General features: G+C 70.7%; 24 protein-coding genes and 1 pseudogene. 10 read left to right on the plus strand and 15 right to left on the minus strand.

All coding sequences use genetic code 11. From position 1 onward, the window contains the following. Positions 1-108: 108 nt before the first annotated feature. From EV567_RS09005 to EV567_RS09030, 6 genes are all read right to left on the minus strand, one after another. Entirely contained in the window at positions 109-1,074 is a 966-nt protein-coding gene (locus EV567_RS09005) for a DUF4232 domain-containing protein (protein ID WP_130438125.1), read from the minus strand. Positions 1,075-1,304: 230 nt separating this feature from the next. Further along, positions 1,305-2,228 carry an LLM class F420-dependent oxidoreductase gene (locus EV567_RS09010; protein ID WP_130438126.1) on the minus strand — a complete coding sequence of 308 codons (924 nt, stop codon included), beginning with the start codon at positions 2,226-2,228 and terminating at the stop codon, positions 1,305-1,307. Positions 2,229-2,671: 443 nt separating this feature from the next. Beyond that, entirely contained in the window at positions 2,672-3,133 is a 462-nt protein-coding gene (locus EV567_RS09015) for a DUF6099 family protein (protein ID WP_130438127.1), read from the minus strand. A 230-nt stretch (positions 3,134-3,363) separates the two neighbouring features. Continuing rightward, complete coding sequence (locus tag EV567_RS09020) at positions 3,364-3,690, minus strand: nucleotide pyrophosphohydrolase (RefSeq protein WP_130438128.1); 327 nt, start codon at positions 3,688-3,690, stop codon at positions 3,364-3,366. 89 nt (positions 3,691-3,779) lie between these two features. Continuing rightward, on the minus strand, positions 3,780-4,169 hold the full coding sequence (locus EV567_RS09025) for a cell division protein SepF (RefSeq protein WP_207228713.1): 390 nt from the start codon (positions 4,167-4,169) through the stop codon (positions 3,780-3,782). 164 nt (positions 4,170-4,333) lie between these two features. After that, positions 4,334-5,440 (minus strand): NAD(P)/FAD-dependent oxidoreductase, encoded by a 1,107-nt coding sequence (locus tag EV567_RS09030; protein ID WP_130438129.1) that lies wholly within the window; start codon positions 5,438-5,440, stop codon positions 4,334-4,336. Between the two features lie 484 nt (positions 5,441-5,924). Here EV567_RS09030 and EV567_RS09035 point away from each other — a divergent pair, with 484 nt between their 5' ends. Both EV567_RS09035 and EV567_RS09040 read left to right on the plus strand, forming a co-directional pair. Further along, a complete protein-coding gene (locus EV567_RS09035) occupies positions 5,925-6,467 on the plus strand; it encodes a hypothetical protein (protein ID WP_130438130.1) in 543 nt (180 codons plus the stop codon). Positions 6,468-6,573: 106 nt separating this feature from the next. After that, a complete protein-coding gene (locus EV567_RS09040) occupies positions 6,574-6,798 on the plus strand; it encodes a DUF3253 domain-containing protein (protein ID WP_407071578.1) in 225 nt (74 codons plus the stop codon). A 138-nt stretch (positions 6,799-6,936) separates the two neighbouring features. Here EV567_RS09040 and EV567_RS09045 read toward each other — a convergent pair whose 3' ends face one another. After that, the gene (locus tag EV567_RS09045) at positions 6,937-7,710 is read right to left on the minus strand and encodes a maleylpyruvate isomerase N-terminal domain-containing protein (RefSeq protein ID WP_130438132.1); all 774 of its coding nucleotides are present in this window, start codon (positions 7,708-7,710) and stop codon (positions 6,937-6,939) included. 216 nt (positions 7,711-7,926) lie between these two features. Here EV567_RS09045 and EV567_RS09050 point away from each other — a divergent pair, with 216 nt between their 5' ends. From EV567_RS09050 to EV567_RS28585, 3 genes and pseudogenes are all read left to right on the plus strand, one after another. Continuing rightward, entirely contained in the window at positions 7,927-8,214 is a 288-nt protein-coding gene (locus EV567_RS09050; protein ID WP_207228714.1) for a hypothetical protein, read from the plus strand. A gap of 36 nt (positions 8,215-8,250) precedes the next feature. Then, positions 8,251-9,179: pseudogene (locus EV567_RS09055) on the plus strand (NAD(P)-dependent alcohol dehydrogenase); the annotation flags it as partial. Positions 9,180-9,284: 105 nt separating this feature from the next. Then, complete coding sequence (locus tag EV567_RS28585) at positions 9,285-9,740, plus strand: aldo/keto reductase (protein ID WP_407071571.1); 456 nt, start codon at positions 9,285-9,287, stop codon at positions 9,738-9,740. Between the two features lie 4 nt (positions 9,741-9,744). On the opposite strand, the gene EV567_RS09065 is transcribed toward EV567_RS28585, so the two are convergent. From EV567_RS09065 to EV567_RS09090, 5 genes are all read right to left on the minus strand, one after another. Further along, positions 9,745-10,569 carry an oxidoreductase gene (locus EV567_RS09065; protein ID WP_130438134.1) on the minus strand — a complete coding sequence of 275 codons (825 nt, stop codon included), beginning with the start codon at positions 10,567-10,569 and terminating at the stop codon, positions 9,745-9,747. A 365-nt stretch (positions 10,570-10,934) separates the two neighbouring features. Further along, positions 10,935-11,504, minus strand: coding sequence for a TetR/AcrR family transcriptional regulator (locus EV567_RS09075; RefSeq protein WP_130438135.1), 570 nt, complete (start codon positions 11,502-11,504; stop codon positions 10,935-10,937). A gap of 189 nt (positions 11,505-11,693) precedes the next feature. Further along, complete coding sequence (locus EV567_RS09080) at positions 11,694-12,992, minus strand: DUF3533 domain-containing protein (RefSeq protein ID WP_130438136.1); 1,299 nt, start codon at positions 12,990-12,992, stop codon at positions 11,694-11,696. Then, a complete protein-coding gene (locus tag EV567_RS09085) occupies positions 12,989-14,119 on the minus strand; it encodes a 4Fe-4S binding protein (RefSeq protein WP_130438137.1) in 1,131 nt (376 codons plus the stop codon). Before EV567_RS09085 ends, EV567_RS09080 begins: the two co-directional genes overlap by 4 nt. 445 nt (positions 14,120-14,564) lie before the next feature. Then, positions 14,565-15,125 carry a TetR/AcrR family transcriptional regulator gene (locus EV567_RS09090; RefSeq protein ID WP_130438138.1) on the minus strand — a complete coding sequence of 187 codons (561 nt, stop codon included), beginning with the start codon at positions 15,123-15,125 and terminating at the stop codon, positions 14,565-14,567. A gap of 110 nt (positions 15,126-15,235) precedes the next feature. Between EV567_RS09090 and EV567_RS09095 the strand changes: the two genes are divergently transcribed. From EV567_RS09095 to EV567_RS09110, 4 genes are all read left to right on the plus strand, one after another. Beyond that, positions 15,236-15,928, plus strand: a complete 693-nt coding sequence (locus EV567_RS09095) for an SDR family oxidoreductase (RefSeq protein ID WP_130438139.1) — start codon at positions 15,236-15,238, stop codon at positions 15,926-15,928. A gap of 59 nt (positions 15,929-15,987) precedes the next feature. Beyond that, entirely contained in the window at positions 15,988-17,043 is a 1,056-nt protein-coding gene (locus EV567_RS09100) for an aldo/keto reductase (RefSeq protein WP_130438140.1), read from the plus strand. Between the two features lie 135 nt (positions 17,044-17,178). Then, the gene (locus EV567_RS09105) at positions 17,179-18,183 is read left to right on the plus strand and encodes an NADP-dependent oxidoreductase (RefSeq protein WP_130438141.1); all 1,005 of its coding nucleotides are present in this window, start codon (positions 17,179-17,181) and stop codon (positions 18,181-18,183) included. Positions 18,184-18,382: 199 nt separating this feature from the next. Then, positions 18,383-18,622 carry an alpha/beta fold hydrolase gene (locus EV567_RS09110; RefSeq protein ID WP_207228715.1) on the plus strand — a complete coding sequence of 80 codons (240 nt, stop codon included), beginning with the start codon at positions 18,383-18,385 and terminating at the stop codon, positions 18,620-18,622. A 106-nt stretch (positions 18,623-18,728) separates the two neighbouring features. On the opposite strand, the gene EV567_RS09115 is transcribed toward EV567_RS09110, so the two are convergent. Together EV567_RS09115 and EV567_RS09120 are read right to left on the minus strand one after the other, a co-directional pair. Next, positions 18,729-19,121 carry a type II toxin-antitoxin system death-on-curing family toxin gene (locus EV567_RS09115; RefSeq protein WP_130438142.1) on the minus strand — a complete coding sequence of 131 codons (393 nt, stop codon included), beginning with the start codon at positions 19,119-19,121 and terminating at the stop codon, positions 18,729-18,731. Then, the gene (locus EV567_RS09120; protein WP_007445201.1) at positions 19,118-19,312 is read right to left on the minus strand and encodes a ribbon-helix-helix protein, CopG family; all 195 of its coding nucleotides are present in this window, start codon (positions 19,310-19,312) and stop codon (positions 19,118-19,120) included. Before EV567_RS09120 ends, EV567_RS09115 begins: the two co-directional genes overlap by 4 nt. A gap of 128 nt (positions 19,313-19,440) precedes the next feature. On the opposite strand from EV567_RS09120, the gene EV567_RS09125 reads away from it, so the two are divergent. Beyond that, positions 19,441-20,094, plus strand: a complete 654-nt coding sequence (locus EV567_RS09125; RefSeq protein ID WP_242620726.1) for a hydroxypyruvate isomerase family protein — start codon at positions 19,441-19,443, stop codon at positions 20,092-20,094. Positions 20,095-20,284: 190 nt separating this feature from the next. On the opposite strand, the gene EV567_RS09130 is transcribed toward EV567_RS09125, so the two are convergent. Further along, positions 20,285-21,268: a D-2-hydroxyacid dehydrogenase gene (locus tag EV567_RS09130; RefSeq protein ID WP_130438143.1), complete on the minus strand. Its 984-nt coding sequence runs from the start codon at positions 21,266-21,268 to the stop codon at positions 20,285-20,287.

Consider the following 21,268-nt stretch of genomic DNA (forward strand, 5'->3'; position numbering starts at 1 on the left):
GTCGCCTCGAAAGGGTTCGGAAAGGAGCGAAAGCGCTGGTAGTGCGCTTGTGCGCGGCACCAACGTATCGAGAAAGGGCACGACGGCACCCCGTATTTTCCGGGGCCGCTAGCCGGGCCGCTGCCAGGGCGTGACGCCGAGCTTGCCGGTCGTCCCGAGGTCGAGGCGGGGCGTCACCGTCACGGGTGTGCCGCCGGCCTTGGCGCGGACCCGGACGTACGGGACGTTCACGGGGGTGCCGAGCCCGGTGGTGTTGCGCCACACCAGGCGAGCGAACGCTGTCTCGCCGGACTTCAGGGTGACCGGCCGGGGCGCCTCGTCGTCTCCGAGGCCCGTGGTGATCTCCTTGCTGCCCTTGAGGATCTTCACGCCGTCCACCGGTTCGCGGTCGTCGTCCAGCAGCTCCAGCAGCGGGTAGCCCTCGACGGTGTACTCGCCCTTCCCGCAGTACTCCACATGCAGTCCGACGACACGCAGGCCCATGGCGGCGTCGCCCTCGTCGGCCCACAGGCGGGTCCCGGAGGCGGGACAGTCGCCGGTCCCGCCGGGCGCCTCGGCCGCGGGGACCTTGGTGACACCGGTGACCTTCACCCGGGTCACGAGGGACGCCCCGGGCGCGAGGTCGCCGAGCTCCACCTGCGAGCGCACGGTCTTGCCGGGGGCGACCGCGCTCACGGTCTCCCGCCTGGTCTCCACCACCTCGCCCGTGCTGGTCGTGAAGGCGAAGGCGATGGTGTACGTGAGCGCCTCGGGGCCCTCGTTGGTGACCGTGTAGACGGCGTAGCCGCGGGAGTCTGTGGGGCGGTCGAGCCGGTCGGGCGTGACCCGGAAGTCGCTCGGGTCGGAGGGCGAAGGGGATGGCGGAGCGGGTTCCGCGGGAGAAGAGGAGTGCGACGGGAGCGACAGCGCGACGATCCGCACACCGTCGACGGCGGGCTCGGTGACCTGGGTCAGGGACGGCTGTGAGGCCGCGCGGGGGCCGCTGTTCCGGTCGCCGGCGCGTTCCGATCCGCACGCCGGGAGCAACAGGACGGCGGCGAGGGCCGGGACGAGGAGGGGGGCGGGTCTGCGCATCCGGCCACCTCATCAGGGCGGCGCGTCGGCGACTGTGGTGGAAGCCATAGTTCCGGTCACAGGAGTGTCACAGGCGGGGGGTGGGGTGGGGGTGCGCGGCGTTCGGGGTGCCGGAGGGAGGGGTTCCGGACGGAGGGGGTTCCCCGTGTTCCGGACGGAGGGGGTTCCCCGTGTTCCGGACGGCGTTTCGACACCCCGAACGCGGGGCCTGCGGGCGATGCCCGGAGGCGTTACGGCAGCTGCGCCTGCACCTCGGCGGAGATCAGCTCCAGGTGGTCCAGATCGTGCACGTCGAGGATCTGGAGGTACATCCGCCGCGAGCCGGTTTCCATGTAGCGGCCGATCTTGTCGACGACCTCGGCCGGGCTGCCGGCCAGACCGTTGGCCTTCAGCTCGTCCACCTCGCGACCGATCGCGGCAGCGCGGCGGGCGACCTCCGCGTCGTCCTTGCCGACGCAGGCCACGAGGACGTTGGAGTAGGTGATCGCGTCCGCCGGGCGGCCCGCGGCCTCGGCGGCGGCCCGGACGCGGCCGAACTGCCGCTCGGTGTCCTCGACCGAGCCGAACGGCATGTTGAACTCGTCGGCGTACTCGGCGGCCAGTCGCGGCGTACGGCTCGCGCCGTGGCCGCCGACCAGCACGGGGATCTTCGACTGGGCGGGCTTGGGCAACGCGGGCGAGTCCTTGAGCTGGTAGTACTCGCCCTGGAAGTCGAAGGTCCGGCCGGCCTCCGTGCCCCACAGGCCGGTGACGATCGCCAGCTGCTCCTCCAGGCGGGCGAACTTCTCCTTGGGGAACGGGATGCCGTACGCCGCATGCTCCTCCTCGAACCAGCCGGCGCCCAGGCCCAGTTCGACCCGGCCGCCGGACATCTGGTCCACCTGTGCGACCTGGATGGCGAGGACGCCGGGGAGACGGAAGGTGGCGGCGGTCATCAGCGTGCCGAGGCGGATGCGGCTGGTCTCCCGGGCGAGGCCGGCGAGGGTGATCCAGGCGTCGGTGGGGCCGGGGAGGCCGTCCACGTCGCCCATTTTCAGATAGTGGTCGCTGCGGAAGAAAGCGTCGAAGCCGAGATCCTCGGTGGCCTTCGCCGCGGCGAGGAGGGTGTCGTAGGTAGCGCCCTGCTGGGGCTCGGTGAAGATACGCAGATCCATGGTCTCCATCCTGCACCCGACGCCTCCGGAGCCACGGGGCGACCCGTCGGCCCCACCACGCTCGGCGCCCCCGGCGGGCCCGCGGGCAGCGGAGGTGCGGGGCGGCAAGGCGCGCGGGCCGGGCCGAGGGCCCCGCGCCCATCGTCCTGCGGGCCCCGCTCCACCGCCGGCTGGCCCCGCTGCCACCGCTCCACCGGGCCCCGACCCCACCGCCCCTCCGGGCCACGGCCCCGCCGCCCCTCCGAACCCCGTGGCCACAGCCACCGGGCCACAGCCCCGCCGCCCTCTTGGCCCCGCAGCCACGCCCCTTCGAACCCCCACCCGCCGCCACTCGGAGCCGCAGCCGCCGTTCCCCTCTCCCCGCCCGCCGCTCCACCGGGCCCCGACCCCGCGCCCCTCCGAACCCCGTGACTGCCGCTCCACCGGGCCACGGCCCCGCGCCCTCACCGCTCCCGCAGCGCCCCTTCACGTGCCGCCAGTTTGCGGAGCATCTCCCGGACCCGGTCCCGGGACTCGTCCGCCGCGTCGATGGCCTCCATGCACTGCCAGTACGTGCCCTCGTCGGCCGCCGCGCTGGCCAGACCGACGAGAGCGATGCCGACGTCGGTCAGCAGCACGCCCAGGCAGAGCAGCGCCTCGCGGGCGTCGTCCAGTTCCGTGAGCTGGGCGGCCCGCAGGTCGCCGGGATCGAGGTCCGGGGCGTCCAGCACTCCGCAGCCCCGGCCCGCCAGCTCGGTCAACCCCAGTGCCTCTCCGCGCAGTTCGGGCGGTCCCGAGACCGCGAGCCGACTGCCGATCGCCTGGGCCAGCGCCTGCGCCTGCCATACCTCCTCGAGTGTCCGAGACCCGTCGTCGCCGCCTGAGAGAGCACGTCTGCTCATCAGGATGAGCCGCACCGCGTCCATGGGCCGCCCCCGTCTGTCCGGACGCGCCTCTCGCACGTCCGCCCGAACTCCGTCGTCCACTACCCAGAGTGAAGGCGTGTGGGGCGAAAAGCCAGAGGAAGGCGGAAATCTGCGGACAACAAATCGGTTTCGACTCGTCGAACAACTCCGGAGAGTGACACCGGGGTGTCTCGTCACCCGGCGACACGGTGAACCGGCGCTCGATCAGAACGCGTTGACCCGCCACCGGCTCACGGCGCAGGAAACCGCCGCTCGTTGCGGTCGATCTTCGCGTCGAGCGCCGCAAGCGGGTCGATGCCGAGCACCTCGCACAGTTGCAGCAGATACGCGAGCACATCGGCGACCTCGTCGGTCACCCGGTGCGCGGTGTCCGGCTCCTCCATCACGCGGGCCGACTCCTCCGGGGTCAACCACTGGAAGATCTCGACCAGTTCGGACGCCTCGACGCTCAGCGCGGAGACGAGGTTCTTGGGGGTGTGGTACGGCTGCCAGTTCCGCGCGGCCGCGAACTCGGCCAGCCTGCGCTGCAGCGTCGCCACGTCGAGGTGTTCTGTCACGACTCCAGGTCTACCACCGTGACGACGAGGGACGGGCAGACCCCTGCCCGCCCTCCCGGCCGCCCCCCGGGGGGCGCGGGGCGGCACGCTCACACGCCCGGAACCCCGGCCTCACCCATGAGCCCGCTCACCTCCGTGCCCGGCGGGGTCAGCAGGAACACGTTCCGGTCGACCCGGTGCATCCCGCTGGCCAGGCCGAAGACGACGCCGGTGGAGAAGTCCAGGACGCGCTTGGCGACCTCCGTCTCGGCACCGGTGAGGTCGAGCAGCACCGGGATGCCCGCCATCAGCGTCTCAGCGACGTCCCGGGCGTCCGCGAAGACGTTGACCCGCAGCACGACGAACCGCCGCCGGGTCTCCGTCGCCGCCTCGGGCAGCGAGCGGTGGTTCACCGCCGACGGCCAGGCGTCCCGGCCGCGCAACGGAACGACCTGAGCGAGCCCCTCCCACTGTTCATCGGTGACGTCGTACCGGTTCACCGGGACCCCCAGAACTGACTCGCACTCATTGCCTGCACCAGCCAATTCTTACGCCAAGTCACCCGTCCGGCCCAACAGCGACACGGACCGCGACCGCGCGGCCCTGTTCAGGCGGGTTGTAAGTCCCGTACGCCGGGGCGCTCCTGGCGTCGGCCGGCGGGGTTTCAGGACGCGGTGTAGCCGAGCTGACGTCGCATGTACGGGGTCATGAGGGTCTTCGCCTTGGCCAGGACGGACGTACGGCCGCCGAGGACAGCGGTCTCGCCGCCCGGCACCGGCAGCATCGTCAGCCCGTCGGCCGGCCCGAACGGCACGATCACCGGGGTGCGGTGGACGGGCCGGTAGAGGCGGGGCTCCCTGCGATGGCGGCCGGCGCTGTTCAGGTAGGTGCGGATGTTCCAGGCGGCGAGGTCGGCCTGGGCGAGCGCGGCCGGGGTGATCTTGAGCTCGGTCGCGTCGTTGACGTCGCCGACGGCGAACACGTCGAGCCGCCCCTCGACCCGCAGCGACCGGTCGACCTTGATGTGCCCGGAGGGGTTGAGCCAGTCACCGTGTCCGGCCAGCCGAAGCCACAGGGTGTTGGGGGTGGTGCCGGTGGCCCAGAACGACAGGTCGGCCTCGATGACACCGCCGCGGGCGTCCCGGTAGGCGCCGAATTCGTGGCCCGGGGACATGAAGGAGTCGAGCCGCACCTCCACACCGTGGTCCTCCAACCAGGCCTGCGTCTTGCGCGAGGCCTTCTCGCACCCGGCGTTGCCGAGCAGCGCCGGCCCGGAGTGGGCGAGCGTGACACGCGCGTCGGGCCGGGCGAGACGGATCTCCGCGCTGAGCTCGACGCCGGAGGGGCCACCGCCGACGACGAGGACGTGCTCGGCGGCGGCGATGCTCTGCTGGTGCGCGGCGAACGCCTTGACCGCCTCCTCCGTTGTGGTGCCGAGGAAGCGGGCCGGCTCCGGGTAGTCGGCCCCGGTGGCGATCACCACCACGTCGTAAGGGAGCCGCTCGCCGGTGGCCAGCACCACCTGCCGTTCGACGGTGTCGACACGGACCGCCTTGCCGAGCACCACACGGCCGTTGCGCAGCAGCCGGTCGTACGGGATGAACGGCGTCACCGTCCACTCGGGGCGCACGCCGGCACGCAGGGAGGCGATGCGGTGGAAGAAGATCTCCTTGCGGTCCACCAGGGTGACCCGCGCCGTCGCGTCCAGCCGCTTCGCCAACCGAACGCCCGCGTAACCGCCGCCGATCACCACTACGTCGCCGTCGCGCACATGACTCTCCTGTGCCTCGTGGGGGGATGCGAGTGCCGGGAGGCGTGGGTTTCCCCCGGCACTCGACCGCGACGAGCATAGCGCTTGAAGTTTAAAGTTCGGGGGTCGGTGCGTGTGCGTTCTGTGAAGTGATGGCCGGAAACAGCGGCCCGGACCGCACACCTGCCGGCCCTCCGGCCACACACGCACCCACCACCGGCCGCCCCGACTCCGGACGCGTGCCCCCCACCGTACGCGTACCGACGTGCCGTCCGGCTCCCACGGCTGAGGTGTGCCGGCGTCCAGACCAGGTCGGCTGCATGGTCGGCACGATCATCCACTCGACGGACCGGGAGACACGCGAGAAGCTACGCTCGCTCGTCCGCCCCGGGACAGGGGTGCGGGAGGCCGCGCTCACGTAGAGCCGGCGTCCTCGCCCGTTCGTCGTCCTCCCCCACCGGGACCGTGCAGCCCGCCCGCCCACCACCCCAGGGAGACCGGACCCATGCCACCCAGGACGCTCACCCTGCTCCTGGCCACCGCCCTGCTCACCGCGGGCCTGACCGGTTGCTCCGCCCTCTCCCCGTTCAACACCTGCGAGGACACCGCGTCACGGTTGCGGGACCTGCGCTCCCAACCCGTCCTCGACTTCACCCCCGACGGCGCGACCGCCCCGAAGGGGCTCGACCAGGTCGACGCGCGCTGCGTCGACGACACCGGCGACGCCTGGCTGTACGCCGCGCGCGTCTACGCGTTCCCCGGCCCCCGGCAGAAGGTCGTCGACTTCTACCGCACCACCGCCGAGGCGGACGGCTGGCACCTGCCGTCCGCCCCTGCGGACCTGGGCGCCCCGGAAACGGTGGCGGGACTGTGCTTCACCAAGGGCGGCGACGGCGACGCCCTCATGCTGACCCTGCGGTTCACCACGGCCGAGCATCTGAAGATCGAGTACGACTACGACGCCGGCCCGGAGTTCGACTCGGGCTCAGGGTTCGAGATAGAGGTCGGCTCCGAGACGGACGGGGCGAAGACCGGCTGCTGGGACTGACGCCCCGGCGGCTGTCGGAACCGGCGGACCGGCGGGAGCGTGGGCCACACTGGATGGCGTGGTGGAAACGGATCGGCAGCTCGCCAGGCGGCTGGAGCAGGTCATCATGGACCTGCTGGAGCGACGTGCGGCCACTGCTTCGATCTGTCCGTCCGACGCCGCACGCGAGGCCTACGAAGGCGACGACGAAGGCTGGCGAGCCCTGATGGAACCGACCCGCCGAGCGGCCTGGCGCCTGGTGGCGGCCGGCAAGGCCGAGATCACCCGGTCCGGCCGCCCCGTCACGGAATCAGAGGCCCACGGCCCTCTCCGCATCCGCCGCACACGGTGACACGAACGAGGGCCGACCGGGTCAGGGGCAGGCATCTGTGTCAGCCCCTTCCCGGCGAATCTCGTCGGCGCTGACGCTCGCGCGGTGGTGCACGCAGGAGCACGCGCACCACCGCCAGCCGCGTCACGAGCGCGCCCTTTACGCGTTCGGGTCCCAGTCCGCGAGCTGGTCCATCGGCTCGGTGTCGCCGGTGGTCTCCAGGCGGTCCAGCGGGACGCGCGCGTAGAAGTAGAGGACCATGTCGCTCGCCGCGCCTCGCATCGCCATGTCGCCCGGCTCCGCGTCGGAGGCGAGGTCGTCGCAGCGGACGCCGTCGGCGTCGAGGGTCAGGCGCCAGGAGCGGCCCTCGGCCGTGTGCAGGTCGATGGTCGCCGGCTTGAACGGCCAGGGGACGGTCGTCGCCGAGACGGTCGTCAGGAACTCGTCGACGCCCTCGACCGCGACGTCCGTCGGCAGCGGCTGTGCGGCGCCCTGGGTGAGCTGGACGTCGTGGGTGTGGACCGCGATCTCCTGGACCTGGTGCCGGGCCACGGCTCCGCTGGTCTCCGGGGCCTGCGAGCGGCCCCACCAGGTCCAGCAGCCGCGGTCCGGGCCGGCCTCGCGCAGCGCGTCGAGCATGAGCCGGGTCGACTCGGCGAGCCAGGCGTCCAGGGCTTCGCGGTCACGGGGCGCGGTCGGGGCGCCCTTCGGGTCCGTCCTCGCCGGGGGCTCAGCGCCCGGGCCCGCCGCGACGATGGCGGCCTGGCGGCGGCGGCCGTCCCCGAGGTGCTGCGCCAGTTCGCGCAGCGTCCAGTCCGGGCAGGCCGGGACCTGGACGTCGAGGTCGGGGGCGGATGCGATCGCGGCCCGGAACGCGTCCGAGCGGTCCTCGATCAGCCGCAGGACCTCGGGAAACTCCAAAATGTTGGGCACGTCGGGTTGTGTATCACGGCCCCCCGGCCGCCGGACAGCGAATTCGTCGAACGAACGCATCAACGGCCGGGCGCAGCACCGACGCTGAAACGTGAGCACAAGACGGACGGCCGACGAGAAGCGTGACATAGCCTGGCGCACCCGGACCGCGCCATGGGGTACGTGACGAAAGGGTGTTTCAACTTGAGGTCCCACGACTTCATCGCCATTGCGCGAATGATCCTGCAAACCGAAGCGCACGCACGAGAACGCGGGGCCGACGAAGCGTCCGATCACGTGGGTGCATATACGTCCGCTCAGGCCTCGGCTCTGGCGACACTGCTGGCGGCAACTGCCGCCGCCGAGAAGGAGAATGCCGCCTTGGAGGCGGAATTGCACGCCATCACAGAACTCACATCCACCGGCTGTGTCGACCTCGACCACCTTTCACCTCTGCATGAGATCGTCCTCAGCGACCTCCCTTCCCAACTCCGCGACCATGTCAGTGATCTGCGGGAAAGATGAAGGCGAGAGACGGACGGACAGCGCTGCGAGATCCCCGGCGTCTGTCACTCCGACATCCACCACGTCCGTGGGGACTGGGGCCCGGTGCACTATCCGGTAGCCCCCGGGCACGAGATCACCGGAGTCGTCACCCAGGTGGGCTCCGGGGTCGGCAAGCACGCCGTGGGGGACCGCGTCGGCGTCGGCTGCATGGTCGGCTCGTGCCGGACCTGTGACCCGTGCCGCAACGGTGAGGAGCAGTACTGCCTCAACGGCACCACGCTCACCTACGGTTCCCTGGACCGGGACGGGACCTGGACTCAGGGCGGATACACCACCCACATCGTCGTCGACGAGCACTTCGTCGTCCGCGTACCCGAAGGCGTCGCCCTGGACCAGGCCGCCCCGCTGCTGTGCGCGGGCATCACGACACCTACTCGCCGCTGCACCGCTGGGGCGTCGGCCCCGGCAAGAAGGTGGCCATCGTCGGTCTGGGCGGGCCCGGGCACATGGGCGTCAAGTTCGCCCGTGCGATGGGCGCGGAAGTCACCGTCCTGTCGCAGTCGTTGAAGAAGATCGACGACGGTCTGCGCCTGGGCGCAGACCACTACCACGCCATCGGCGACCCCGCCACCTTCGAGGAACTGGCGGGCGCCTTCGACCTCATCGTCAACACGGTCAGCGCCCGACTCGACGTCGACGCCTACCTTTCCCTGCTGGGTGTGGGCGGCACCATGGTCAACGTAGGCCCGCCGGAGCCCCTGTCCCTGAACGTGTTCTCGCTGCTCGCACGCGGACGGTCGTACGCCGGCTCGTCGATCGGCGGAATCCGGGAAACGCAGGAGATGCTGGACTTCTGCGGTGAGCACGGCATCGGCGCGGGGATCGAGACCATCGGGGTGGAGCAGATCAACGAGGCGTACGAGCGCGTCCTGGCCTCAGACGTGCGCTACCGCTTCGTGATCGACGTCGCGACCCTGGCCTGACCCGCACCGCATTCGCGGCACGGCCGCGGGAACGGAAATCTACGGCGGGCCGCAGTCTCCCGACATGGAGAGGGGGTACGGCCTCTCGGAAGAGATCATCGGCCGGTGGCTGGCCCAGGCGGTGGCCGACGCGACCGGATCGTGCTGGCGACCAAGCTCTACCAGCCGATGGGAACCGGCCCGAACGACAAGTACCTGTCGGCCAGGGCTGCCGAGGACAGTCTCCGACGGCTGCGGACCGATCACCTCGACCTGTACCAGATGCACCACGTCGACCGTTCGACGCCGTGGGACGAGATCTGGCAGGCCATGGAGCAACTCGTCCGCGAGGGCAAGGTCACCTACGTCGGCAGCCGCGACTTCGCCGGCTCTGCGAGCGCGGCGACAGGACGACCGCCCGCCCGGGTACCCCGTCGCTGCAACCGACGTCCGACGCTGCGGCGGCTGCCTCTGCTGCACCCCGCCATCGCACCGCCCGCCTCGTGCAGGGGCTCGCGGGCGCGGTGGGAATCGTCATCGCGCAGGCCGCCGGCCGAGGCGTCTGTGAAGGCTGTGCCCTGATCCCTTACAACGGGCGCGCCAGTTCGTTCATTTTGCGGATCTGCTTGTCGAATACCCCGGCGGGAGCGAGACGGCGCAGTATGCGTGCGCGTCCGGCCAGGGGGCCGGCGGTGTAGCGCGGCTTCGGCTTCTGGGCGGTCGCTGCCGTGACGATCGCCTGGGCGACGACGGCGGGGGCGTCGCCGTTCCTGACGGCCCGCGCCATGACGCGGTCGACGGTCTGCCGCTGCTGCGCGTACGCGTCCAGTGGGGTGTCGGGCTTCGCGCTGTTGGTCTCGAACCCGGTCCTGGTGTAGGCGGGTTGGACGATGAGCGCCCGGACGCCATGGTCGCGGATCTCGTGGTCCAGGGACTCGGTGTAGCCCTCGATCGCGTGCTTGGAGGCGGCGTAGGCGGCCATGTAGGGCTGGGGCAGGAACCCGAGCACGGACGAGATGTTGACGATGCGTCCGCGTCGCTGAGCGCGCATGTGCGGCAGGACCTCGTTCACCATGCGCATGACCCCGAACACGTTGGTGTCGAAGACGGACTGGGCCTGCTCGACGGAAGTCTCCTCCGCCGCCCCCATCGAGCCGACGCCGGCGTTGTTGACCAGGACGTCGATCCGCCCGAACCGCTCGCTCACCTCCTGGACCGCTGCGGCGACCGAGGCGTCGTGGGCGACGTCGAGCCCGACGAACGTCACGCCGTCGAGCGGGGTGACGCGCGAGGTGTCACGGCTGGTGCCGACCACCTCGAATCCGGCTGCGACCAGGGCGAGCGCGGCTTCCTTCCCGATGCCGGAGGACGCACCCGTCACGAGTGCCACCGGCCGATCCGTCGTCGTCATGGACTCCCTCACTCCCTTGAAACCGATCGGTTTCCATTACGGTAAACCGATCGGTTTCAGCGCGCAAGCTCGATCAGGGCGTCACGCAGCCCGCACCTCTTCCGGCCCTTCGAGAGGGCGGCCGCCGGAGTGAGGAGGGGCGAGCGGGCTCGGCAGGCGAAGGCGGACGCCTATGTGCAGCCGATCTCGACGCGCCCCGAAACGCTCCTGATGCGGATGCGGGGATACGCCGCCGAGGCGCGGGGCGACGACCGGATCGGCAAGGCCGTCCGGGCCGGCTGGATGAGGGTCTGGGAAGCCGTGCACCCGTCACTGGGCGCCGACGCTGACGAGACCGCAGACTTATTGCTTCGAACGGGGACGCGTCAGCGCACGCCTGCCGCGTCGAGCAGGGTGGTCACCGTGGGGGCGACGAGCCCGGCCAGGCTGTCGGCCTGGATTCCCGCGCGGGCGTTGGCGCCGTCGAAGACCAGGCTGAGCTGCCGGGCCAGCAGATCGGGATCGCTCGCCCCGCCCAGTTCTGCCTCGGCGCGGAAGAAGGCGGTCAGGTCCGCCTTGACCTGACGGGCGACCCGGCTCGCGGGGTGACTCTGGTCCTTGAGTTCGATCTGCACGGCCAGGTACGGGCAGCCGTGGAACTCGGGCGCGCTCGCCTGCGATTCCACCCGCCCGAAGACGTGCAGGATCCGCTCGCGGGGTGAACGGCCATCGTCCGCCGTCGGCAGGAGCGTCGCCACGTAGGCGGAAGTACGCTGCTCAAGGCTCGCCGCCAGCAGCTCGTCCTTGCTCTCGAACAGCTGGTACATGGAGCGCTTCGACACCCCCGCCGCCTTGCACAACGCCTCGACGCCGATGCTGACGCCGTCCCGGTAGGTGAGCGTGGCCGCCGCCCCCAGCAACCGCTCCCTGGGGCTCAGCTTCACTTCGGTGGTCATACCGCGAGGTTAACCCGAAGCGGACGAGATGAAGACCGATCGGTTTTCAGGACTCCGGACAGAGGCTCGGCGAGGGCCTGGCAGAAGGGCGGTCGCCGAGCCATGACGGTGTGCACGCCCGTCGTCCCCGGCAGGGCGACACTCGCCGGGGACACTCCGAGTGATGGCCCCGTCCTGGGTGACCTGCCACTACGCCGGGACCGCGGTCTTGCCGGGCGTCGTCTCCACCGGGATGCGGTGCAGCCCCTTGCGGTCGTACCACCCCAGGACGCCGAAGCCGAACAGCACGGCCGCCACGAGTCCGGCCGTCATCATCACCCAGCCCCGCGTCAGACCCGCGTCGCCCTGGGCGTCGTAGTAGAGGATCGACCTGATGCCGCCGGTGATCTGCCGCAGCGGCTCGAACTCCGCGAGGAAGCGGTAGAAGCCGGGCAGTGCCTCGACGGGGGTGGTGGCACCGGCCGTGGGCACCGCCATCCCGATGAAGACCAGCGTGACCACCAGCATGCCGGGCGTGCCGAAGACGGCGAGGAGAGTGAGGGCGCCGATCCCGGTGACGGCGACGGCGCACACCGAGTACAGCCACAGCAGGGGCAGGTGGGAGGCGTCCATGCCCATGATGCCGACCGCGCCGGCCATGACCAGGGTGCCCGTCAGCAGGGACAGGGCCGCCATGAGGGTGCCGCCGATGGCGAGGGTCTGGACCCGGGTCGCCCGGATCAGCGGGCGGTGCAAGCGCCGCGGACCCATGTCGTTGTGGGTGTAGCCGAGGGCATGGTCGACCTGGCCGCTGATGACGTTGGCGGAGAGCATGCCGACGACCACGAGGGTGAGTGCGTAGTAGAACGCCGTCAGGCCCAGGCCGCTGTGGGAGTCGAGGGGGTGACCGTCCTCGACCGTGACGGAGGCCGGATCGGCGAGCAGGACGCGTGCCGCTGAGGGCAGCCGCGCCTGCGCGGTCCCGATCCGGGCGGTCAGCTCCTTGCCCAGCTGGAGCGAGGCGTTCTCGGCTGCCCGGGTGGTCGCCGCCCGGGCCAGGCCGGAGCCGATGCTGCCGGCGGACTGGTTGGTCAGCACCGTCAGCGTCGGGCGGGCCGGGGTTGCGGTGGACGCGGTGGCGGTGAGTGCGGTGACGGAGGCGGTGAAGTCGGCGGGCACGACGAGCGCGCCGAACAGCTTGCCCTTGCCCAGCTCCTCCTTCATCCCCTTCTCGTCCATCACCTTCCAGTCGATCTTGCCGTCACTCGCGGTCGACTTCTTGATCGACTCGGTGATCTGCGCCCCGAGATCGACCTGCCTGCCGGCGACAGCGGCTCCCTCGTCGGCGTCGACCAGACCGACGGGCAGCTTCGTCAGGTGGTCGGCCGGATCGACGTTGGCGCCGACGTAGAACACGGCGAACAGCAGCGCGAGTACCGCCGTGATGAGGCCGTTCGCGATCCACAGAGGCTTGGCGCGCAGGACGCGGAAGGGGGGAATGCCCGTCATGACGTACGTGTCTCCCGGTCGGAGGACGTGGAGCGTTTCGCCGGGGGCTGCCAGCCGCCGGTGACTTCCTTGGCGGGTTTGTGAGGGAAGCGGCGCAGGGCGTACTCCTGTGCGTGGGAGCCCGGCAGGACGTACAGGGTTTCCTTCTTGTCCTGGAGCGGTCGCAGCACGGTGTCCATGAAGTTCTTGCGGTCGTCCAGGTACGGGCCCAGGACGTCCTCGCCGGCGGGACAGACGGCAAGGCAGTAGCCGGACTTGTAGCCGGGCGGCGAGGACAGGCTCTGCCACATGGAGGCGCTCTCGGAGTCGGTGACCCGGGAGCGGTAGTCGGCCGCGTCCCCGCTGTCGGCCACGGTCTGCGCCCAGTCGGTGAACCCGCTCATGAACTCGCGGTAGTTGTGCGTGGTGCAGGCCAGTGCGTCGAAGGCGCCGTCCTTGGCGATGGCGCCGACAGGGCAGGCGGCGACGCACAACTTGCAGTCGATGCAGGGGTTGTAGTCCAGCGCCTGTCCGTACGCGCTGACCTCCGCGTCCACCAGGACGGTGACCAGCAGGACGAAGCTGCCGAACTTCGGGTGGATGACGTTGCGGTGCAGGCCCATCACACCGAGCCCGGCGGCCACCGCGACCGTCTTGTGCGCCACCACCCAGATCCGCTCACTGGGGAAGCGGTCCATTTCCTGGGGGAAGCCGACGGACGGATTGAGCGCGCGGTAGCCGGCGTCCTGGAGGGCCTGAGTGACCGTGCGGGCGGCGTGGTTGGCCTGCTCGTCGGTCTGATGGAACTCCTGGTTGGCCACGCTGCGGGCCGGAGAGCGGCAGTTGTCGCGGTTCATCCGGACCGCCATCGCAATCATGGTGCGGGTACCGGGCAGCGCGGACTGTGCGTACTCGCGCTCGCCAACGAGGTCCGGGTGGTCCAGACTGACCGCGGCCGCGTCGTCCGCGCCGGCCGCCAGACACAACTCGCGCAGCCAGTCCGCGTCGATCACCGCCGGCGGGTTCACCGCGTCACCTGCTCTGCGCCGGGCGAGCACGGCCTGTACCGAGGGGTGGGCGGCCAGCTTCGCCGGAAGCCTGGGGGCCGGGGTCGCGTGTTGCCCCTCGGCGTCGCGCGCGGCAGTCATCCGTACTCCTGGGGATTCGGGCTCGTGGCTCGCCTTCACGGCGGGAAACCGAACAGTTTCACCACCGTAAACCGATCGGTTTCCCGACGCAAGCGCAAGCAGCGAGGCCCCCTTCAGCCTGTCGATCACGTTTCCTCGCGGATGTTGACGTCGATCGCCAGGCGAAAAGAGCCCCGCCTCGCGAGTCCGTCCGGGCCGGCCGGCTGCCCTGTTGGGCCTCGGCACGGAAGAAGGCGGTCAAGTACCCCCGCTGGAGACAGCCGCAGGCAAGAGGGCCTTTCCCGGGCACCGGTACGACCTGCCCGAGCCGGAGCGTCATATGAGCGTCACGGCCGTGCCCCTCTGACGCCGTCATTCATCCGGCCTCGGCCACTTCGGCCGCCCTTCGCGATCGAAGTCCTCCCGAGCCGACCCCCGAGGCGGACGGTCTGCCTACCGCCCTCGATCAACCGGCTTCGGTCAACGCTGCGTGCGCTGCGGCGAGGATCTCCCCGGAGAGCGGGGAGCCCCTGGTGGCCCGGGACAGGACCAGCGCACCGAACAGCGTGCAGAGCCGGACGATGCCGTCCTGGTCGTCACCGGCCAGGAACTCGGCGAAGTCGGCCACTCCCTCGGCGTAGACGCGACGGGCCTCGCGCCCCCCGCCGTCGCGCGCGATGTCGGTGGCCAGCGCGGCGACCGGACAGCCGTCCGCCGCGTCATCACGGTGCTCGACAGAGAGGTAGGCGTCGATCAGCGCCTGCTGGGCGGCGGCGCGCTGCCCGTCGTACCGCTCGAGCCCGGCGCTGTAGCGCTGGGCGAGCTCGGCGAAGGCGTGGGCGGTGGCCTCGTCGACGAGCGCCTCCTTGGAGGCGAACTGCTTGTAGAAGGCGCCGTGAGTCAGACCGGCCGCCTTCATCAGGTCGGCGACGCTGACCTGCGTGCCCTGCTCCCGGAACAGCCGGGAAGCGGTGTCCACCACCCGCCTGCGATTTTCCTCCGCCTGCGCCTGCGATACGCGGCCCATGACCACCTCCCATTTGGATGTCGACTGGCATCTATCATAGTCCCGTGCTTAGATTATATCCGTAATCTAAACAGGCGGGTCGACGGCACCCGCGGGTACCTGGAGCGAGCATGGAACTGAAGAACGCAGTCGCGGTCGTCACCGGCGCCAACCGGGGGCTCGGGCGGCACCTGACCGCCCAGCTCGTAGAGCGCGGCGCGAAGGTGTACGGCGCGGCCCGACGCCCCGGGACGGTCGACGTGCCGGGCGTCATACCGCTGCGGCTGGACGTCACGGACGAGGCGTCGATACGGGAGGCCGCGCGCGTGGCGTCCGACGCGACACTGCTGATCAACAACGCGGGCGTCTCCACCGGCGCGTCGCTGATCGGCGGCGACGTGACCGAGGTGCGCCGGGAGATGGAGACCAACTTCTTCGGCCCGCTCACCACGACCCGATCCTTCGCCCCCGTCATCGAGGGCAACGGCGGCGGCGCCGTACTCAACGTCCTGTCCGCCCTGTCCTGGTTCCACCCGGCCGGCCTCGGCTCCTACGCCGCGTCCAAGGCCGCCGCTTGGGCACTGAGCGACGCGACCCGTGAGGAGCTGGCGCCCCGCGGCATCGCCGTCTCGGCGCTGCACGTCGGCTACATGGACACCGACATGGCCGCCGGCGTACCCGCCGATCAGAAGGTCGCCGCCGCCGACGTCGCGGCCCAGGCCCTGCAGGGCATCGAGGCGGGCCTGCCCGAGATCCTCGCCGACGAGGCCAGCCGGTACGTCAAGCAGAGCCTGTCCGCGACACCCCAGCCGAACGCGGGCTGACGCTCACCCCTCCACCCCGACGCGACCACTTCCACCTCCCTTTCGTCCAAGGACATCTCATGAGGTACACGACCTTCGGCCACCGGACCGGACTGCGCGTCTCCGAGTACGCGCTCGGCACCGCGAACTTCGGCACCGGCTGGGGCGCGGGCGCCGAGCCGGACGAGGCCCGCCGGATCTTCGATGCGTTCGCCGAGGCCGGCGGCACCTTTCTCGACAGCGCGGACGCCTACCAGTTCGGCGAGTCGGAGGAACTGACCGGGAAGCTGATCTCCGCCGACCGCGACCATTTCGTCCTGGCCACGAAGTTCGCCCTCGGCGCCGCCGCGCAGCCGGACATCTCCAAGACCGGCAACAGCCGCAAGAACATGGTCGCCTCGGTCGAGGCCAGTCTGAAGCGCCTGAACACCGACTACATCGACCTGCTGTGGGTGCACTTCCCCGACGAGCTCACGCCGATGGAGGAGCTCCTGCGCGGGCTCGACGACCTGGTGAGCGCCGGCAAGATCCACCACGCCGCGCTGTCCAACTTCCCCGCCTGGCGCGTGTCGCGCGCGGTAACCCTCGCGGACCTGAGGAACTGGGCCCCGATCGTGGGCATCCAGCACGAGTACAGCCTCGTCGAGCGCACCGCCGACCGTGAGCTCCTGCCCATGGCCGAGAGCCTGGGCCTGGGAGCCGCCCTGTGGTCCCCGCTCGGCGGCGGACTGCTCACCGGCAAATACCGCCGCTCCCCCGAGGGTCGCCTGAGCGACCTGGGGATGGTCATCCACACCGAGAGCACCGGTCAGAAGACCGCCGTCGTCGACACCGTCCTGGCGATCGCCGAGGAGAGCGGCGTGACGCCCGCCCAGGTGGCGGTGGGCTGGGTGCGCGAGCGCGCCGCGCGGTCCGTGGCCACGCTCGTCCCGATCATCGGCCCGCGCAGCCTCTCCCAGCTCGACAGCTACCTCGGCGCACTCGACGTCCAGCTGACCGACGAGCAGTACACCCGCCTCGCCGAGGTCAGCGCGGTGCCGCTCGGCGCACCCCACGAGGGAACCGCCGCCTCACTGGACCGCCTCCAGGGAGGCGCCGCCGACCGCGTCACGGCCCCGGTCGTGCCGTTCGCCTGACGGGTGAACGCGGCCGAGGACCCAGCACGCCCGAGCCGCGACCAGAGAAACGACCCGAACCATCTCGTACCGGTCGACGGCCGGACGAGCGGAGACCCCGCCCTCTCGGGGACGGAACACAGAACGGAGACGACGATGAGGGCCTTCACGGTCGAGAAGTACGGCGATCAAGCCGGGATGCGCGCCGCCGAGCTCGCAGACCCGCAGGTGGGCGCCGACGACGTGCTGGTCAAGATCCACGCGGCGGGCGTCAACCCGCTGGACCTCAGGATCCGCAACGGAGACTTCAAGGCGTTCATGCCCTACCGTCTCCCGCTCGTTCTGGGCAACGACCTCGCCGGGACGGTGGTCCGCGTCGGCCCGTCCGTCACCCGGTTCGCGGTGGGCGACGAGGTCTACGCCCGGCCCGACAAGGACCGCATCGGTACCTTCGCCGAGCTCATCGCCGTCCACCAGGACGACCTGGCGCCCAAGCCGGCCACCCTCACCATGGCCGAGGCCGCCTCCCTCCCCCTGGTCGCCCTGACCGCATGGCAGGCACTGGTCGAGCGGGCACGCGTGCAGCCGGGCCAGAAGGTCCTCGTCCATGCGGGCGCCGGCGGCCTCGGTTCCATCGCCGTGCAGCTGGCCAAGGCGCTGGGCGCGCACGTGGCCACCACCGTGAGCACCGCCAAGGTCGACTCGGCCAAGGACCTCGGCGCGGACGTCGTCGTCGACTACCGCACCCAGGACTTCGAGGACGTCCTCGACGGCTACGACGTCGTCCTCGACAGCCTCGGCGGCGAGAACCTCGCCAAGTCCCTGCGCGTTCTCAAGCCCGGCGGCATGGCCATCAGCGTCACGGGCCCGCCCGACCCTGCCTTCGCCCGCGAACTGGGCGCGAACCCGATCCTCCGCCTGGCCATGACCGCGCTGAGCTTCAGGACCCGGCGCGGCGCCGAGCGCCACGGCGTGACGTACACGTTCCTGTTCATGAAGGCCAGTGGCGACCAACTGCGCGAACTGACCGCGCTCATCGACACCGGGAAGATCCGCCCCGTCGTCGACCGTGTCTTCCCGTTCGAAGAAACCCTCCAGGCCATGGAGTACGTCGAAAAGGGACGGCCGAAGGCGGGCAAAGTCGTCGTCACGATGACGTGAGAGCCGGCACGAGCCCAGCACCAGCAGCACCACCAGCAGCCTCCGACGACGAGAAGGCCCCGCGAACCCCTTCCGCACACCACCCCAGGACCCCGGCCATGAGCAACCCGTTCGGTTCCCCCGCCCCGATGTCGTACAAGAACAGGAGCGCACGAGCGACCGGGACAAAGCCATCTCGCTCTCGTCGTTCCGCGCGCAGTTGAAGGCGATCCATCGCTGGGGCCTCCAGGCGCCGGCCGATCTGTCCCTCATCCGTCAACCGGTCCTGGTGGCCAACGGCGAGAGCGACCGGATGGTCCCGAGTGTCAACACGATCGACCTGGCGGCCCGACTGCCCCGGGGTGAACTGGAACCCCTCTCCCCCGACGCCGGACACGGTGGGATCTTCCAGTACCACGACAGATTCGTCTCGCGGGCGCTCGATTTCCTGGAACCGTAGCCGGCCGCCGGGCAGGTCGATGCCCCTGTCCCGCGCTCAGCAAGACCGACACCGGGTGATCCGTCCTCGCGCATCCCGTTCACTGCTCGGCCCGTGCCCTCGAACGTCAGGAAACGGGGAACCAGGTCGCGAGGCGCTTGGCGATCGCCGGTACATCCACGTTGTCCTGCGCGACCTCCTCGACGAACGGGCCGGCCACGGAAACGGGCGGCGGGACGGTACTCGCGCTGACGCCGTTGAACCGCAGGAAGACACGCATGGCGAGCCAGGCGGTGCGCTTGTTGCCGTCGATCAGCGCATGGTTGCGGGCGACGGAGTGCAGCAGCGCCGCAGCCTTCTCGTGCAGCGTGGGATACAACTCCGCTCCGAACACGTGCGTCCGGGGTCGCTCGATCGCCGACACCAGAAGGCCCATGTCACGCACGCTGTGCTCGGTACCGTTGACCGTGCGGGCGATGGCCAGCATCTCGTCGATCTGGACGTAGCGAACGTCCATCACTTCAGGTAGTCCAGGATCTCCGCATCACTGTCCATGAGCTCGGCCAGGACGTCATCGACCTTCAGCTCGGCCCGGTCCTGGGCGTCACGAATGGCCTCAATGGCAAGTTCCTGCTTGCTGCGGCCCTCCCGACGAGCCCGCTCGGTGAGCTTCGCGTCAAGGTCGTCGGGGAGCCGAAGTGTCATCGCCATACAGAGATGATACCAGCCAGGTATCAAGCCAGCGTGCCGTCCTGAACCGTCAGCTCGACGTCGATGCGGGTGCCGACTGCCTCGGCGGCTTCGCCGCACCACGTCAGGGTCTCGTCCAGCGTGCCGAGATGGGCGGGAAGCGGGCGGAAGACGTCCCGAAATATGTCATCGCGGAGGAGCGCGGGATGGTGGCGCTGCCCGGGCGCGAGGCGGAGGTGCGTTCCGGGGTCGACCGGGCGCTGGAGTACGCGGCGGCGCTGGGCTGCCCGCGGGTACACCTGATGGCCGGGCCGGTCCGGCCGGACGCGCCACCGGTCGAGCGGGCCAAGCACCGTGACACCTTTCTGGCCAACCTCGCCTGGGCCGCGGAGCGGGCCGCCGCGGCCGGCGTCGACATCCTGATCGAGCCGATCAACGGCCGCGACATGCCCGGGTACTTCCTGGGCAACCAGGCCGAGGCGCACGCCGTGGTGCAGCAGGTGGGAGCCTCGCATCTGAAAGTGCAGTTCGACCTCTACCACTGCCAGATCGTCGAGGGTGACCTCACCGCGACCCTGCGCCGCGACCTGCCCACCGGCCGGGTCGGTCATCTGCAGATCGCGGGCGTGCCCGACCGGGAAGAGCCCGACCAGGGTGAGCTCAACGTCCGCCACCTGCTCGACGTGGTCGACGAGTTGGGCTTCGACGGGTGGATCGGCTGCGAGTACCGCCCCCGCGCCGGCACGAGCGAAGGCCTCCGCTGGCTCCACGACCACCGGAGCCGGCGAGGGGAAAACGCATGAGCACCTCATCACGGGTGGCTCGGGGTTCCTGGGCGGACAGGTCGCCGCTGCACTGATGAAGACGCGGTTCGTTCGCGTGGTGCCACGAGGGACGGGCCGATGCTCGCAGACCCGTCCGTGCCACCGGATGCGCCCGTGGCGACCGATCCGGCCGGTGACTCCTACCGGCCGGGGCGCGTGCTGCTCGCCTTCACGCTGGGCGCGTGTCGTCGACCACGTATCCGCGCCCCTTGTCCACCACGTTGCGCAGCGGTCGGCCTTCGAGGTGGCGGGCGAAGTTGTCGAGGAACACCTCGATGAGCGCCTCCCGCTCGCTGGTGGTCTCGCCCGCCGTGTGCGGGGAGATGATCACGCCGGGCATGTCCCACAGTGGTGATTCGGCAGGCAGCGGTTCCTGAGCGAACACGTCCAGGGCCGCGCCGGCGAGCCGTCCGGCGGCGAGGTGGTCGACCAGCGCCTCCTCGTCGACGAGTCCGCCCCGGCCTACGTTGATCAGCCGCGCCCCCGGTTTCATGGCGGCGAGCACGGGGGCGTCGACCATGCCCCGGGTGCCCTGGGTGAGGGGGGCGGCCAGGACGACGTAGTCCGCTTCTGTCAGGGCGGAGCGCAGGGTCGTCGCACCGTGAACAGTGCCGAAGTCGGGATCGTCCGTGCGGGACTTGCGGCCCGCACCGCTCACCCGCATCCCGACGGCGCGCAACAGCCGGGCGATGGCCCGGCCGATCGGCCCCGTCCCCCAGATCAGCACAGTGCGTCCGGTGATGCCGTCACTGGGGCGCGGACGCCACTCGCGGCGCCGCTGGTGCTCCCACGTGCCGGGGAAGTCCTTGGCGAGGGCGAGGATCAGGCCCAGGACGTACTCGGCGGTCGGCTGTTCGTACACCCCGCGGGCGTTGGTCAGGACAACGTGCGGATCGTCCACCAGGGCGGGGAACAGGAAGGAGTCCACGCCCGCGGAGGACGCGTGGACCCAGCGGGGCGCCTTCTGCGGATCATCGGGCCACGCCTCCCGGATGGCCGGGGTGATGGTCACCCAGGCCAGGAGGGCGTCGGCGCCGGGGAGGAGGTAGGGCAGTTCCTCCTCCGTGGCGTAGACGGTGTCCGCGAGGCTTTCGATGCGTGCGGTGGCGGGGGGCCGGTTGCCGCGGTAGAGGACGACGAGTCGCTCGCGCAT

Origin of the sequence: Streptomyces sp. BK239, assembly GCF_004217285.1 — a bacterium.
Taxonomy (GTDB): domain Bacteria; phylum Actinomycetota; class Actinomycetes; order Streptomycetales; family Streptomycetaceae; genus Streptomyces.